Annotated in this window: 10 protein-coding genes; 4 read left to right on the plus strand and 6 right to left on the minus strand. The window is 36.3% G+C overall.

The features are described 5' to 3' along the window. Positions 1-431: 431 nt before the first annotated feature. From HXN26_RS05595 to HXN26_RS05620, 6 genes are all read right to left on the minus strand, one after another. Complete coding sequence (locus HXN26_RS05595) at positions 432-1,448, minus strand: hypothetical protein (protein WP_273159436.1); 1,017 nt, start codon at positions 1,446-1,448, stop codon at positions 432-434. A 1,169-nt stretch (positions 1,449-2,617) separates the two neighbouring features. After that, the gene (locus tag HXN26_RS05600; protein WP_024999935.1) at positions 2,618-3,397 is read right to left on the minus strand and encodes a ZIP family metal transporter; all 780 of its coding nucleotides are present in this window, start codon (positions 3,395-3,397) and stop codon (positions 2,618-2,620) included. A gap of 50 nt (positions 3,398-3,447) precedes the next feature. Further along, on the minus strand, positions 3,448-4,092 hold the full coding sequence (locus HXN26_RS05605) for a cation diffusion facilitator family transporter (protein WP_024999936.1): 645 nt from the start codon (positions 4,090-4,092) through the stop codon (positions 3,448-3,450). Between the two features lie 89 nt (positions 4,093-4,181). Beyond that, positions 4,182-4,976: a Cof-type HAD-IIB family hydrolase gene (locus HXN26_RS05610; RefSeq protein WP_273159441.1), complete on the minus strand. Its 795-nt coding sequence runs from the start codon at positions 4,974-4,976 to the stop codon at positions 4,182-4,184. 527 nt (positions 4,977-5,503) lie between these two features. Beyond that, the gene (locus HXN26_RS05615) at positions 5,504-5,995 is read right to left on the minus strand and encodes a hypothetical protein (protein ID WP_273159443.1); all 492 of its coding nucleotides are present in this window, start codon (positions 5,993-5,995) and stop codon (positions 5,504-5,506) included. A gap of 406 nt (positions 5,996-6,401) precedes the next feature. Continuing rightward, complete coding sequence (locus tag HXN26_RS05620; protein WP_273159444.1) at positions 6,402-9,545, minus strand: C10 family peptidase; 3,144 nt, start codon at positions 9,543-9,545, stop codon at positions 6,402-6,404. A gap of 311 nt (positions 9,546-9,856) precedes the next feature. On the opposite strand from HXN26_RS05620, the gene HXN26_RS05625 reads away from it, so the two are divergent. The 4 genes from HXN26_RS05625 to HXN26_RS05640 all read left to right on the plus strand — a co-directional run bounded on the left by HXN26_RS05625 (position 9,857) and on the right by HXN26_RS05640 (position 16,540). Beyond that, on the plus strand, positions 9,857-10,684 hold the full coding sequence (locus HXN26_RS05625; protein ID WP_273159446.1) for an EFR1 family ferrodoxin: 828 nt from the start codon (positions 9,857-9,859) through the stop codon (positions 10,682-10,684). 81 nt (positions 10,685-10,765) lie between these two features. After that, on the plus strand, positions 10,766-12,532 hold the full coding sequence (locus HXN26_RS05630) for a M6 family metalloprotease domain-containing protein (protein WP_273159448.1): 1,767 nt from the start codon (positions 10,766-10,768) through the stop codon (positions 12,530-12,532). 95 nt (positions 12,533-12,627) lie between these two features. Further along, positions 12,628-14,022: a chitobiase/beta-hexosaminidase C-terminal domain-containing protein gene (locus tag HXN26_RS05635; RefSeq protein ID WP_273159449.1), complete on the plus strand. Its 1,395-nt coding sequence runs from the start codon at positions 12,628-12,630 to the stop codon at positions 14,020-14,022. Between the two features lie 574 nt (positions 14,023-14,596). After that, positions 14,597-16,540 (plus strand): glycogen debranching enzyme N-terminal domain-containing protein, encoded by a 1,944-nt coding sequence (locus tag HXN26_RS05640; RefSeq protein WP_024999942.1) that lies wholly within the window; start codon positions 14,597-14,599, stop codon positions 16,538-16,540. Positions 16,541-16,551 lie beyond the last annotated feature (11 nt).

Raw genomic sequence — 16,551 nt, forward strand, 5'->3', positions numbered from 1 at the left:
TAGAGCTTGTCAATACAAGCTTTATGCTGAAATATTGTTTTTAAGGGAGGACTAGCTACTATTTTTGCAGAAACTTAGTGGTATAATAGTTCTCTTTGGTCTATCCATGTTTAATAGCTTATAATAGTTTTGAAACTGTAAAGATAATACATAGAGGAAACAATAGAAATGCTTTAGCATTGCGATACCCATTGTTTTGCAACGCAAAAGAGCCTGTTTTACTCAACAAAACAGGCTCTTTTGAAGTGTGAAATAGTGGGTTTTATAATATAGTGATAGTTAGATAGTTAGCTTAAAGCGGCGCTTATAAAGAATATTTACATTTCTATTTTTTCTTTTTCGTACAATTGTAGGCTAGTATTTTTATTTTTCTTGTTGTTAGAAAACAATACTCCTGCTGTATGACATTTGTGTAAATGATGGTTATAAGTTTATTTCTCTCGCTTTAATTGTTCAACCCCTGTCCAGATGGTATGCTCAAATTTAGCCATTGAACTGGCACGATAATGGCTTATCCACGTGTCAGTATTGCTTCGAATATTTATTTCTATCGTACAGAGAACATCGTCTTCTGTTGTTGTTTGTGGTGCATCTTTTTGAAAATAAGTATCTGAATAGTTTTCTTTATTATCGGTAGTGTCTATAGGAACATTAGATAAACGGAAAAAATCGGTAGAGCTTGAAAAGTCTAATTCGCCTTTTTCACTGATAGTAGCCGATTGTTTTTGATATACTTCGTCCTTGTTTGTACCATCAAGCGGTGGTCCAGAAACATATTGTCCTACTGCAAAAGGCTGACAATATGCAAGTGTGAACGCTTTGAAACCAGGACAAAGAACGTCTATCTCTTCGAAAAGCGAATTGCCATCGCCAAACTGTTCCATTGTCTGGCGCATTGTTTCGTCTAATGTTGGTAAGTTGTTATCTAACTGTTCGGCAATCTTACTACTACTGATTATTGCGTTCCAAAGACTTGTTCCTATTTCTTTTATAATTTCTCGCTTGTTGTTTATTATCAAGCTGCTCATATCTTTGGGAAACGTAATAATGGGTTTTACTCTTTGTAAAGCCCGTGTAATAATTTCTATTATTCTACGTTCCTGCTCAGTTAGTTCGTTTATTATGTTGCACGGCTTCGTAATGTCGAGTTCCATCGTATAAGTATAGTTGGTACACTCTATTACTTTCAGCGTGAATGTATTTTTGTATACTTCTCCAGGTTTGGCATTTTCAAAAATGTTATTCATGTTATCAGCCTGCAATAGCTGGTATCCGTTAATTTGGTTGTTCGTTGTTCCGTCTGCAATATTCTTGCAAACAACGTTGTAATTGTATTCGTATTTGACGCATTGCCCCTTCTGAAAGTATGGTTGATAGGTCTGTTGGGGTTGCGCTGTTGCTCCTATGAAAGTGTATATGACAGGTAAAAGTGTTATGATTCTTTTCATATTAAAGACTTGGAACTAAGAACGGCCCCTCCTTCAGAGGACTCCTCTTTGTCTGGTTATTTTTTGTTTATAAAGCAAAAATAGGCAAAAGTTTCTTTTAGAGCAAAATAAAGGCAATGTTTTGACTTTTATTATAGAAAAGAAAAAACTTACAACAAGTCTTTATTATTGCGAAAATTATTTTATAAACCTTTCGTTAGCATGTTGTTATGAGGATTATTTTTATTTGTTAAAACGCTTGAAGTTTTGAGAAATAAAGGATAAATGGGAGCAATATTTGTGTCTTTTTCTGTTTAGTTGAGAATAGTAGTTCGATGTGATAATGGTTTATTTATTTTGTGAAGAGATAAACCAAGTGGAAGGATAAATACTTATTTAGTGATCAGGATAATAGTTGCCCAATTATGCTTCGTAGGTAAGGAAATAATAGAATGATAGTACTTGTGTTTTTTTTACATCTTTCTTGTACTCCTTTCATCTATGAAGTGTTAGTTGATTGTTTTTCTTATGAACTCTAAAAAAGCGTTTCTTAAAAGTGAAAAAACAATACATTCTTTATTTTTATTAGCACAAAAGTTGAATAATAATTTAATTGACTTTGCTGTAATAATAGCTTTATCTTAGCTTTTATTATGAATTTGTATTGCAAATATTATAGTCATAATGATAGGGGATTGCATTAAAATAAAGCAAAAAGATGTAAAATACAAGGTTATATTGTAATATGTTCAGTTTAAAATAAGTGATGGTAATGTGGTTTAAATGTATGGTTAAAATAGATTTGTCATGCAATTATTGGTGAAAAATGTAAGGTTGAAAGCATAAAAAAAGCCTTGATTGATATCACATCAATCAAGGTTCCAATACTAAAACTAAATTAACCACTAAAAAAACTGATACAAAGGTAATGATTATATTTCATACTACCAAATATTTTCAGTACTTTTTTGTTTATTTTTTTGCTGAATAAGATAAAGGCTTCACCTTTAAGGCAATGTGTTGGTACTTTTAATGCTAATAAAAAACGAATTATGTAAAATATTATACCACCTGAATAGTGATCTTGAATAGCAAAAATAGCAAAGAAAATGATAGGAGATAGATGAGTACAACACATTGAATATATCTACTCAATACGTTGGAAATTTTAGTATAAGACTTTTAGAGTGTTAGCCTAGCACTACATCTAAGGACATCATGAGGGCGAAACCTATGGCAAAGCCAATAGTTGAAAGGTTAGAATGTTCGCCTTCTGATGCTTCAGGAATAAGTTCTTCTATAACCACATAGAACATGGCGCCAGCTGCAAAGCTTAATAAATAGGGGAGGGCTGGTGTTATTGTACTTGCCAAAAGGATAACAAGTAGACCACCAATAGGTTCTACTATTCCGCTAAGAGAACCGATAATAAATGATTTTATTCGTGAATTTCCAGCTTCCCTCATAGGCATAGAGATGATAGCGCCTTCTGGTATGTTCTGAATGGCAATACCAATAGCCATCGCCATGGCCGCAGCTGTAGAGATTGCGCTTCCCGTTTGTAAAGCTCCAGCAAGTACAACACCTACAGCCATACCTTCAGGAAGGTTGTGAATAGTAACTGCAAAAGTAAGCATCGCAGTACGGCTAAGTTTAGTACGTGGTCCTTCAGGTTTGTTGCTGCCTATATGTAGGTGAGGTGTAATGTAGTCAATAAGCAGTAGGAAAGCCATGCCTAAGAGGAAACCCACCAATGCTGGAATGATGCGCATGCGACCTTGGTCTTCCCACATATCCATTGATGGAATGATAAGCGACCATATAGAAGCTGCCACCATAACACCAGAAGCAAAGCCCAATAAAGCTTTTTGCAATCGGGCAGGCATTTCTTTGCGCATGAAAAACACAAATCCAGAACCTAAAACAGTTCCAAAAAGCGGTATTAAAAGGCCTAATATTGTTCCAGTCATTTTTCTTCCTTTCTTAATTCTTAGTTTTTTAGAAACTATTACGTCCGTTTTTAGTCTTGCGTCTTCGTTAATTTCCGCCCTGTGTCCCATAGCAAGTTTCTTGCCCAATGGGCAGCTATCAGTGCAGAAACGATAGCGATTGCAGCATCAATCCATAGAATGTTCCATAGCATAGCGCACACAATGCCAACTACGATGCCAACTTTTGCCAAAATATCGGATAGTAAATGCAGATATACAGCACGACTATTGTAGTCGGAGTCACCTTTCTTATCGTACATTACATATACGCAGATAATGTTTGCCACCAATCCTATAATAGCTGTTATGATAGCAACGTTGTGGTTTGTTATGTGTTCATCGTGCCCATTTAAGCGTTCGACAGCTTCAATAACTATGAAAATGGCCGTTGCAAGTAGAAAAATTCCACTTGTAAAAGCCGATAGACTAAGTATCTTTTGCGTGTCATAGCTTTCTGAATGCTTATTTTGCAGACGGCGTACCAAGAGATATGCAGCCCAATTTAAACCGAAAATAAGTTCATGAGATATGAGATGAATAGCATCAGCCAAGAGTGCCATAGAATGGGAAGTAATGCCAACTACCGCTTCTATAGCTACAATTAACAACGTAAAGAGCACTACAAAGCGCACACGTTTCTCTTGTTTGATGGTTTCTATATATTCAGTTTTCAATTTGTTTATTCTATCTTTAATAGTTTTTGATGTACTTTCTCGTTACAGTGATAGTTCTTTTCTATCGAGCAATGAATATTCTTTCTGTTCTATTCTTTGTCAATAGCACCGAAATACTGCAATGCATTCCATATACCATCTTCGTCTACAGATGTTGTAACGTAATCGGCAACGGCTTTTACTTCATCGTTGGCATTGCCCATAGCTACTCCGATACCAGCTGCTTTCAATATTGAAAGGTCATTTCCACCATCACCGAAGGCTATACAATCTGCAATATCAATACCTAATCGTGTCGCGACAGTAGTAAGCGCGTTGCCTTTATTGGCTTCTTTCATGGTAATATCGGTAAATTCTGGGTGCCATCGTGCTGAAACACAATGTGGCATATATGGCATAATAACATCTTCATCAGCTTGTTTAAAGAAAGGTGTCAGTTGCAGAATGGGTTGACCTTTAAGATCAACAATAGTTCTACTTTCATCTATATTGTTTACGCCGAGGTCGTTCACGAAGATATCCGTAAATACCTTTTTATAATTGTGTATTACCACTTGTCTTTTTCCACACGCTAATAAGCAGTAGTCGCGGCGTTCAGCATCTGTAATCATTGTTTGTACATCAGCTTCTGGAATAGGCGTGCATACAAACTCTTGAGTACCCATAAAGCAGTAAGCACCATTAAAGGTGATGTACCCGTCAACAAGTTTTTCAATATCTGCTATGTTGTTGATAATAGCAACGGGACGTCCAGTCGCAATAAATATTTTAATACCTTTGCGCTTTGCCTCTGTTATAGCATTGATAGTTGATTGTGGGATTTTATGAGTTTTAAACGAAACAAGTGTACCGTCTATATCGAAAAATGCTGCTTTAATTGCCATATACTATCCTTTTACGGGTGCAAAGGTACTAAAAGATTTTGTTATATAAGTGTGATAAAGAAAAATACCGATAAATGGGGAGAGCAAGGAATAATAAACCTATTACTTTAAACTTATATTTATATGGCATATTCTATCATAATAAATAAAACCGCTAAAGGAAGAAGTTTATTAAGAATAAGTTATAATTATAATTCGCCAAAAATATAATTATAATTCACCGAAAATATAATTACTATTTTTTAATTTATAATTAAAACTGCAAGGACTTATAATTACGAAGTTGTAGTTTTGAATTTTGGCTCTTATTTTCTTTGCTGTTTTACTTATTTTATAGTCTTCTTTCTGGAGCTTATTGTCTTCTAAAATTTTCCCGTTTTGAAGAATAATATTTCAGAAGAAGTGAGCTTATCCTATTTTACAACTAAAAAATAAATCAATCGGTTATATTAACAACCTATCTTAAAACAAATTCTACTTTTATTCTACAAATATTGTGGAAACTTACTTCTTAAAAGCTAAACAGTTCAATCTCTTTTCAGAAGAACAACCCTATTGGGTATAAAAACAGTTGCCTCGTCTCCAATAGTTTCAAATACCCATAAACTTTTCCAATGTTTATCTTTCCAACAATGTTTTTTGAGTTTTCTGAATAAAGATTGTACTTTGCTTTTAAATTCAGGAAACTCATTACTTGCAAAATAGACTAAACGCCCTTCTACATATATATTTTCATCTCTATTTTTTGAAGGAGTGTACTCTAAAATAGGACTAATATACTTACTTACAAATCTGTCTTCATCTATTATAAGCTCTTTCTCTTTAATAGATGTTAGCAATAGCCTTTTACCTACAAATGGTGTAAAATCAGATATATTTTCAATGGAACATTCAAGGGGCTCTTTATTATTTTCCCAATACTCCCTTATATAAAGAGAACCAAAACAATTTAAGAGTTCTTGTTTTATAATTTGCTCTCCCTTTTCATTTGCAAAGTAATTGAATTGTATTGAGCTCATAATTAACTATAACTGTTTTTTTTAATTTTCTTCTTGTTCTTTTTAACTTTCTGCATTACTTAGGTACTATAAGGTTACACATTATTTTTATAACAGAAAACTATTCTTACATATCATCTAAAGTTTCCCTAATATTCATAATGGCTTCTTACCCTATTTATAATGCACAAAAGTTATATGTTTTTAAACTAAAGTACACAACTGCAAATGTAGTTATTTATGCGGATATTCTATGTTTTCATTTGCAATATTTCTTTTGTTCATTAAATTTTGTTTTATGGTTTATTCATTTTCTTAGTTACTTCTGTAGTCTTTACGGCTACAAAAAAGGGATTGTATTAAAATATTCAATACAACCCCTTATTTTTTTATTTATTGTTCCCAATAATATGGGAAGTTTCGTCTATTATTTCACTACAACTTTTTTGCCGTTAATGATATAAACACCTTTCTTAGTTGCAGCTTCAGCTGGAAGACGGCGACCTTGGAGGTCGTAAACTGTCTTGATTTCAGCAGCATTGTTATCAATACTATTGATACCTGTAGCGAAGTCGCCATTAATTAAAATGTTGAGCTTGTTGATACCATCGTGTCCAATGAAGTATGCACGGAAAGCATCAACAGTAGCTGCTGGTTTCAATTCGAATGACTTAGCGTCAGCAGAAAGTGCATATTCGTTTTCTACCAAATTCTTCTTATGTGAAACACCGCTGAAGATGAAGTGATAGTTATCTACAGAGCAGAAACGAGTTGCATTATCTTGAATCTTCACATTGTTAGCGCTGAAAGTAATATCTTTTCCTACAAGTGCTTGAGGTACAGCCATGAGGTAAGGAATATTACCATTGAATGTATCATTTGCATACATGAAATTCAAGTTGTCTGCGTTAGAACCTGCATATTGCATCAAGAAGAAATCGTTTGTTACACCATCAGCTGTCTGCCATTTCAATTCCTTAGTACCATCAGTGATAGAAGTAGGAGTGAATGGCATATAAAGACTTTCATAGTTTGTTTTGCCATCAGATGCTTTATCAAACTTACGAGTGTAAGAAATTTGGTCAGCAGTGAATGTTGTTGGACAATAGAAATCGTTACCATCGATTAGTACAACCTTTGTAGCCTTACCATCTACAATAACGTTTTGTGCTGGTAGACCAGTTGCACTAGCCTTGTCTGCATCTACATAATATAATGTATTAGGATTGCTGTTTCCTTCAACTGAAGTGAAAGCAATACCGCGCAAATCTACTGCTGCAGCTTCTGCTGGAATCTTCAATGTTGCTGTTGGCTCAAAGCCTTGACGTGAACCATCTCCATTGTAAACAATAACTCCTTTCTTAAGAGTTGTATATTTGTATGAACCAGACTTGATAGATAATTTAGAACCGCTTATATATGTTACAACCAAAACATGTCTGCCGTATGCACAATCTTCAAAATCAAAATCTATAGTTGTTGATTCACCTGGATTAAGCGAAACATCTTTTGAAGTACCAAATGCTTGGTCATTTTGGTCGCCTGAATTTACTCTAGCAAGTCTCAAATTATCAGCAAATGCTGCAGTTCCGTTATTTGTAATCTTTACTGAGCCAGAAAGCTTATTGCCGTATACATTGTTGCCATTTGCTCCATCTATAGTATATGTAAATGCTAATTTCTCAGCTGCTGTAGGTGCACTAACTACGTTTACTTTGCCACTTCCGAGAGTCTGATAGTTTTGGTAATCCTCTGTTACACACAAAGAAACATTATGTTCGCCAATTTTATCTGCGTAGAAGCCCATTGGAACTTCGATACTACCCTTTGCAGGAACAGTTACAGGTGCTTGTGAGTGAACTTGCTTAGTTGTCTTTCCTGATGCGTTTGTGCTTTCGTAAATCAAGTAAACTGTTGTGTGAACTTCGTGTTCAGCTGTGTTCTTTACGTTTACATTCACATTATTCATCTTACCTACAACACCACTTGATGTTACATGGAAGTTAGAAGCTCTTAATTTGCTAAAGTCACCATAATTGTTAAATCTCATTTCAGCAGTTTGACCTGCACTTGATATTGTAACAGTTACGTAAACGTATGGGTCATAGAACCATCTTTCTGTAGAGCCAGAAGGACGTTGGATAGGAGTAACTTTGTAAACACCTTCTGTTTTCAAACCTGTAATTTGAACTGTCTTTCTTCTGAGGTAGCCAGATTCTACAGAAATAGTAGACAAATCTGAGATAGGAGTAACGCTACCATTATCTTCGATTTTACCCAAACCTGTTTCAACACTTACAAGTTCGCTATTGAAGTTAGAAAGTCCGTACGTAATAGAGTTACCCCATTTTGATACGCTCTTTATTTCTGGTTGTAATATCTTAGATATAGCTTCTCCTGTTGTGTTAGGAGATAAACCAATAATTGCGCTTTGTCCCATTCCATATCCATCAGTTGTAGAACTTGCACCAATTCCTGAGATGCTTTCTGGATTAAGGATTGCAACTTTGAAATAGCCGTTAGATGATCCACCCCACCCCCAGTTTACATGGAAGAAGCCCTTACCATCATAACCATCAAGAACGAAACAGTGACCACCACCAGTTGATTGACCACAGACTATTACAGGACGTTCTGCAGCAATTTCATTATAAATTCTTGTTTCAAAATCTGCTAAGCTATAATCTTCGCGAAGAATACAAGAAGCGTTGTAGTTGAAATATTTATTCAAAGCAGGAGCAATGCTATAGTTTGTTGCTGCTGAACCACCATTCAAGGCTCTATCATATTCCATTTTAACAGAACGACCAACGTATGCCATCAATTCTGCAACAGCCTTGTTTTTTTCTGCTGAAGTTCCAGCATTGTATGTTGCTTCAATATTTGCCCAGTCAATTTTTGAACCAGCAGCAACACCATCTACAGAAATAGTCTTGTATTTATTTTCACCATATCTGCTGATATTTTCATGTACATTACACTTATATGGGCTAATAGTAGCTGCTACTTCGTTTGGCCATTTGAATTTATACATTGCCTGTGCCATAGCTGTAGCAACGCAACCTGTTACAAGATTCTCGTTAGAAGAACTATATGGGTCTGCTGGACACATGTCGTTATAAGGAGAGTCTTGGTTCCACATAGTTGGTAATAGTGGCTGTAAAGGAACTCTTGCTTCATTCTTTGCAGGAGCCTTTGTAGATTTTTTCACTTGATATTTGTCTAGCATACTAATTTCCTTAGCCATACCATCCATAAAGCTTCTTATGTTAGAAGACAAATTATTAATGTCGAAGCTACTTGTTGTACTGTAACCAAGAATTTCAGAAGTACGATCATCGCCAGAAACAATAACAAATCCCTTTCCGTCTTGAGAATTGAAGACGTAATAAGGTGTAGTTGTATCTGCTCCTTGTGCATTCATTCTTGGAGCATAAACAGCATTTGTGCCCTTTAAGCGTTTGCCAAACTGCTGCAAAAACTTTTGTGCAGTCTGACTCGCTGTGCTTAACTTCACAGGTGCTGCCCACGATGTTTGTGTAAACAGCAACATGAGAAGAAGGCTCATCATAGATTTTTTCATGTTTGTGTAATATTAAAATGAAACTTATTATATTAAAATCTGAGATTATATTTCTTCAGTGGTTGCAAATTTAAACAAATAATTGTAAACCGCAATAATTTATATGTGATTTTTTCTAAAATGTTTATCAGTTTTAAAAGAAAAACTCATTATTAGTTGCTTTTCTAACAAACGAGTTATCAGTAGTAATGTAAGGAAAATGTAAAGCCTGAAGTAAGGCGATAAAAAATAAAAGAACAAAACGATTTAAAAGGTTGATTAGACTTTGTAGTTTCAGAATTTATGACTATTTTTGCAACATGATATTTTACTTTTCAGGTACAGGAAATAGTCATTGGGCAGCAGAATTGTTAGGACAAAGCCTTAACGAACGTATTGTCTCAATAAGAGAAACAGTAGGTGTAAACACAAGCTTTACTTTAGAAAAAGGTGAAAAGGTTGGCTTTGTGTTTCCTGTTCATGGTTGGCGAGTACCGCGTATCGTTATGGAATTTATGCGTACACTTGAGTTGCATGAGGCTGATTTGCAGAACAACATAGGGCATTATACCTTTTGTTTAGTAACGGCAGGCGATACTATTGGAAGGACTATGGAACGTTTTGTAAAGCTGGTAAAGGATGTGAAATCTGAAACTCCATTGACATTAAATGCTGTTGAAGCTGTGATAATGCCAGAATCTTATGTTGGATTGCCAGGAATGGACGTAGATAAACCTGAAAAGGAGCGTGAGAAGATAGGAATTGCCGAGAAAATTATTTCCAATTTTTCTTCGGTTGTTAAAGATCAGAAGGTAAGCCAAAGTAACTTGCCATTAGGCTGGGAACATCTAAAACGTGGCCCAATACCAGATTTCTTTTCTGGTCCTGTGGGCGCTTTTTTCACTTATGTTCTTGTTACTGACAAACCTTTTAGGGTGGAAAGTGAAAAGTGTGTCCAGTGTGGTATCTGTGCTAAGGTATGTCCTGTTTCAGATATAGACGGAGGAAAGGGTAAAGAACCGAAGTGGAGGAATAACGGAAAATGCCTAACTTGTTTTGCTTGCTATCATCATTGTCCGCAACATGCCATAGAATATGGAAGTAGGACAAAATATAAAGGGCAGTATTTTTTTCGTAAAAGAAATTAAGCGAACGGTTAGAAATGCTTGAAAATTAGTATATTGAATAATCTGAAGTTAAAAAATAAGAAATAAAAAACAAACTATTATATGAAAAAACTATTACTAACATTTTGTTTGGTTGTAGCTACATTAGTGCTACGAGCAGCTAAAGCAGATCCCACACCATTTGTTGTTGAACAACCTGATGGTACTAAATTAACATTGGTATTGCATGGTGACGAGCATTTTAGCTGGGTCTCTACGCTCGATGGCATATTAGTAAAAAGGAAAAACAGAGCCTATTATGTAGCAAATGTAACTGCTGATGGTATTTTGGAGGCTTCAAATTTATTAGCACATAATGCAGATAATCGTACAATAACAGAAGTGAAGTTAGCAAAAACGCAGAATAAATCATTCTTTTTAGAGGGCGTAACGCGAAAAGTATCTGCAGTAAGACGTACTATTGGTATCGGTCAGCCATCTGTACCTTATTTTCCACACGAAAGAAATCCGAAGGTTTTAACTATTCTTGTAGACTTTAGCGACAATCCTTTTACTGTGAAAGATCCTAAAGAAAGCTTTGAACAATATCTTAATGGAGAGGGGAAGCCGAAATCGTTAGGCACAAACGAACAATTGAACTATGGCAGTGTACGACAATATTTCAAGGATATGAGCGATGGAAAATTTTCACCAGAGTTTGGTTTAGTAGGGCCTTATCGCATGCCAAAACCTCTTTCGTACTATGGTAAAGACACCAACTCAAGTCATGATGTGAATATTATTGAGCTCATAAAAGATGCTTGCGAGGCTGCAAAAGGAGAGGTAAATTTGAAAGACTATGACAGTAACGATGATAAGATTATTGACTTAGTTTATGTTGTTTATGCTGGTTATGCACAATCTATGGGCGGAAATTTGGATTCAGATATTTGGCCTAAATCATCATATTTGCTTGGAAGTGTAGTTATTGATGGGTATACAGTAGGTCGATACGGTGTTAGTAACGAGCTGAATGCCACAAGAACATCTCCTATAAAAGATGGAAAGGTTGTGAAAATGATAAATGGTATAGGACTATTCTGTCACGAATTTTCACACACAATGGGCTTACCAGACTTCTATCCTCTTGCCGCTGAAGCGCAAATAGACAATCAAGGCATGGAGTATTGGGATTTAATGGATGGTGGTGAATATACTAACAATGGTTTCTCACCAACGCCTTACACTCCATGGGAGAAGGAAGTAATGGGCTGGACTAAGCTAACAACACTTGAAGATAAAGCACAAACTGTTACATTGAAGGCTGATGAAGCTCGTAAGATTGAAAGTGAGAATAGCGACGAATACCTTATTATACACAATATACAGCCGAAAGATTGGCACAAAGGTGTTGCAAAGTTAGGTCGTGGCATGTTAATTTATCGCGTGAATTATGGTAAAAACAAAGTAAACATGTATGATCGTGTGAACGATATACCCGGTACTCCAGGCATGACCATTGTTCCTGCTGATGGAGAACTATTATCGAGCTACACAGCAAATACAGAAGAAGAACGTAAGAGATATAAAGAAAGCCATGCAGGTGATCCTTTCCCAGGTAAGAATAATGTAACAGAATTATTGGAAGTACATCTTAATCTAAGTACATTAAAGAAACCACTTTTTAATATTACTGAAGATGAAACGGAACAAACCATTACTTTCAATTATTTGAAGAAAGCTGATCCGACTGGTATTGGTACAATTGATACAGACAATAAATTTACTAATGAGAGAATCTACAAACTTGATGGACGATATATTGGTACAGATAGTACAACCTTACCAAAGGGCATATATATAATAGGTGGAAAGAAATTAGTAAAGTAACACAAAACAAATACATAGATATTCGATAACTAGAGTTTTTAGAAAGAGTAAGATATATAAAACCAACATTATTAATTAGTAAAACAAATTTAAGTATGAACAAACTTTTACGCAATGCATTCGTTGCCGTGTTGGCAATGGTAGGCACATCTGTTTATGCACAAACAGTAGTAACATTCCTTCCTAATGAAACGAAAGGAACAACAGATGCAAACACTACACCCGATAAGATGGAAAAGGGTGGTATTACTATTGAGTCTACAGATGCAGCATTTAATGCCAATGGTAACAAGCATTACAGATTTTATCAGAACTCAAAGACAACCATTACATCAACTATTGGTAATATAACAAAGGTAGAATTTACCTGCGCTACAGAAGGTAAGAAGTATGATAGTAATGGCTTTGAAGGCGAAGGCTATACCTCTACAGAAGATAAAAAACATGGAACATGGACAGGTAATGCTGCTACCATTGAATTTACAGCAAAGTATCAGGTTCGTGCAACCGAAATTATTGTAACCGTTGGTGCTGCTAACCCAACTGCATTAGCAGCTCCTTCAATTGATGGTGTTACTCCTTTTACTGGCAAAACCACCGTTACTCTTTCGGCAGCTGAAGGCACAAAGATTTATTATACAACTAATAACGAAGTTCCAACAACAGCATCTACTATGTACAGCGCTCCTTTCGAACTTACTGCTACAGCTACTGTAAAGGCTATTGCAGTGAAGGATGGTAAGCAAAGCTCTGTTGCTGAAAAGACTTTTACAAAAGAAGAACTCTCTGTTGTGAACTCTATTGCTGAGTTTAAGGCTATCGGTAAGAATAAGAGCGCTATATTAAAGCTCACCAATGCAAAGGTTCTTTATGCATGGACATCAAATAATGGTAACACTAGCGTTTATGTTCGTGACAACTCTGGTGCCATTCTTTTTTACAAGCACACTTTAGGCTTGAAGGCTAACGAAGACCTTAATGGTGAAATAGCTGGTCAATATACAGAGTATAATGCTACTCCTGAATTGTTAGAGATAGCTGGTGTTACAACAATTGATAAGCTTAACCACGTTGATGGTGCTGTTGCTGAGCCAAAAGCAATTACTCCAGCTACAGCAGCTGATAATCTTTGCGACTTGGTTAAGTTGTCAAAGGTGAAGATTACTACTGAGGATTCAAAGAAATACTATATCGAAGATGGCGAAAAGAAAGTACAAGTGTACAATGGCTTCCACCTCACTGAGTTTGATGACATGACAAAATTCGCTGCAACAGAGGAATACGATGTAGTTGGTATCGTTGCTTCTGTTTACAAAGGTATACCATCTATCAACCTCATTAAGGTTGAAAAGTCAAGCACAACTGGTATTGACACAATCAAAGCAACTCAAAATGAGAATGCTCCAATCTACAATCTTGCTGGTCAGCGTGTAGGTAAGAACTACAAGGGTGTAGTAATTCAGAATGGTAAGAAGTTCATTAAGAAGTAATTTCTTATCCAAATTATCATACAAAAGAGGTGTTCCCTGTGTAGGGTGCACCTCTTTTTTTGTTCCCATATTTATTAGTTGAAGTTCCCGTTATATATCAACTTTTATCCTCCTTCATACCTCTGAAAATAGCAGAAAATACTTTTTACTTTGTAAAGAAAATACCACTAAAAAATGATATAATCGGTGTTACGTTGCAATAGTGGCTGTTTTGCGTTCCAAAAGAGCCTCTTTTACCATGCAAAAGTGGCTCTTTTGGAACGCAAAACAGGCTATCTAGTAATGTATTGATAATTAACTGGTTAAACGAATAGGCAGTTTGTGAATTATGTTTACATTTTTATGGCTTTATTTTAGAATATTAAAGAGGCTGTTTAAGCTTGATTTCTCCAGCTTTCAGTGTATCTTTACGATTTTAGAAAAGCAATAAAATAAATAAAAAAAGTGGTAATAATACACTTGATTATAAATATTATTTGTAACTTTGGGCAATAGTATAGACGCTTTATGCTTACCGCACAAAAAGTGTAAAAGCAGTATATAACTACTAAATATAGACCTAAAAACGAGAGATATGGGATACCTTAAATTTGAAAAAGCCCTGATGACGAACCTCCAGGATTCGCTACCGAGGGAGTTATTGCGAACAAATCGCTCGGGCGCATATTCTTGTTCTACGATAGTAGATTGTAATACAAGAAAGTATCATGGCCTTTTTGTTGTGCCAGTCCCCGGACTTGACGACGAAAACCACGTGCTATTGAGTTCGCTTGACCCAACGGTGATTCAGCATGGAGCTGCTTTCAACCTTGGATTACATAAATATCATGGAGGAAATTATAGTCCAAATGGGCACAAATACATTCGTGAGTTTGATTGCGACAAGGTACCTACCACAATATATAAGGTAGGTAATGCGGTGTTAAAGAAAGAAGTAGTGTTGCAATGTTACGAGGAACGCATTCTCGTTCGCTATACTTTATTGGAAGGGCAGGGCACTACGTTATTGCAATTCCGTCCATTCTTAGCTTTTAGAAGCGTACGGGAGTTTACCCATGAGAATGCTGCTATAAATCGCGAATACCACAATGTTGAAAACGGAATAGCTACTTGTCTTTACGAAGGTTATCCCCAATTGTTCATGCAGTTCTCAAAAGACAATGAATTTCATTACGAACCATACTGGTATCGTGGCTTGGAATACCCTAAAGAAGAGGACCGAGGCTATCACTCGGACGAGGATTTGTATGTTCCTGGCTACTTCGAAATGAAGATACGGAAGGGTGAAAGCATTGTATTCTCAGGCTCTACATCAGAGATAAAGACCTCTAAGCTGAAGCGACTCTTTGACAATGAGGTTGAAATTCGTCAACCACGCGATAATTTCTTCCATTGTCTTGTGAATGCTGCTCACCAATTCCATAACCGAAAGAAGAACGGTGACCGCTATATATTGGCTGGTTACCCTTGGTTTAAGTGCAGAGCGCGCGATCAATTCATATCTTTGCCTGGTCTAACACTTAATATTGAGGAGCAAGATTACTTTGAATTGGTGATGAAAACAGCCCAACGTGGCTTGCGAGAGTTCATGAAGAACGATCCATTAACCGTGGAAATGCAAGATATAGACCAGCCCGACGTAATGCTTTGGTGCATCTGGGCGCTCCAACAATATGCCAAAGAAGCAGGAAAAGAGAGCTGCTTGAAACTCTATGGCGACTTTTTGCGAGAGATGATGACATATATTGAGAACGGAAAACACCCAAATCTGTTCTTACATGCCAATGGATTGCTGTATGCAGAAGGAAAGGATAGGGCCATAACATGGATGGATGGCATGTTAGATGGTAAGCCTGTAAATCCTCGCTCTGGTTATATTGTAGAGTTTAATGCCCTCTGGTATAACAATCTAAAGTTTGTTGCGTGGTTGTTTAGCGATACCTCTGATACCGAATATGCTTCACATTTGGAGCAAATGGCTGAAGAATGTAAGACAGCATTCATTGATACGTTCATGAATAACTATGGTTATTTATACGATTATGTAGATGGAAACATGGTAGATTGGAGTGTTCGACCAAACATGATATTAGCTGCTGCCCTTGATTACTCACCATTAGACCAAAGCCAAAAGAAGAGTGTGATAGATATTTGTACGCGTGAACTACTCACACCGAAGGGCTTACGTTCTCTTTCACCAAAGAGTGGAGGATATAATCCAATCTGTACGGGCGACAGAGATTACCGTACTCGCATGTACCATCAAGGCACAGCGTGGCCTTGGTTGGGCGGTTTCTACTTGGAAGCTTGCTTGAAACTTTACAAGCGCACACGCTTAAGCTACGTAGAACGACAGCTGATAGGATATGAAGACGAAGTTCTGAACCATTGTTTGGGTACAATCCCAGAATACTTTGATGGTAATCCGCCTTATCATGGCCGTGGTGCTATCTCGTTTGCAATGAATGTTGGTGCAGTGCTACGTACGCTGGCACTACTCGAAAAGTATAAATATTAAGGTTAGGAGGA

It is taken from the genome of Prevotella aurantiaca (assembly GCF_015262605.1).
Lineage (GTDB): Bacteria > Bacteroidota > Bacteroidia > Bacteroidales > Bacteroidaceae > Prevotella > Prevotella aurantiaca.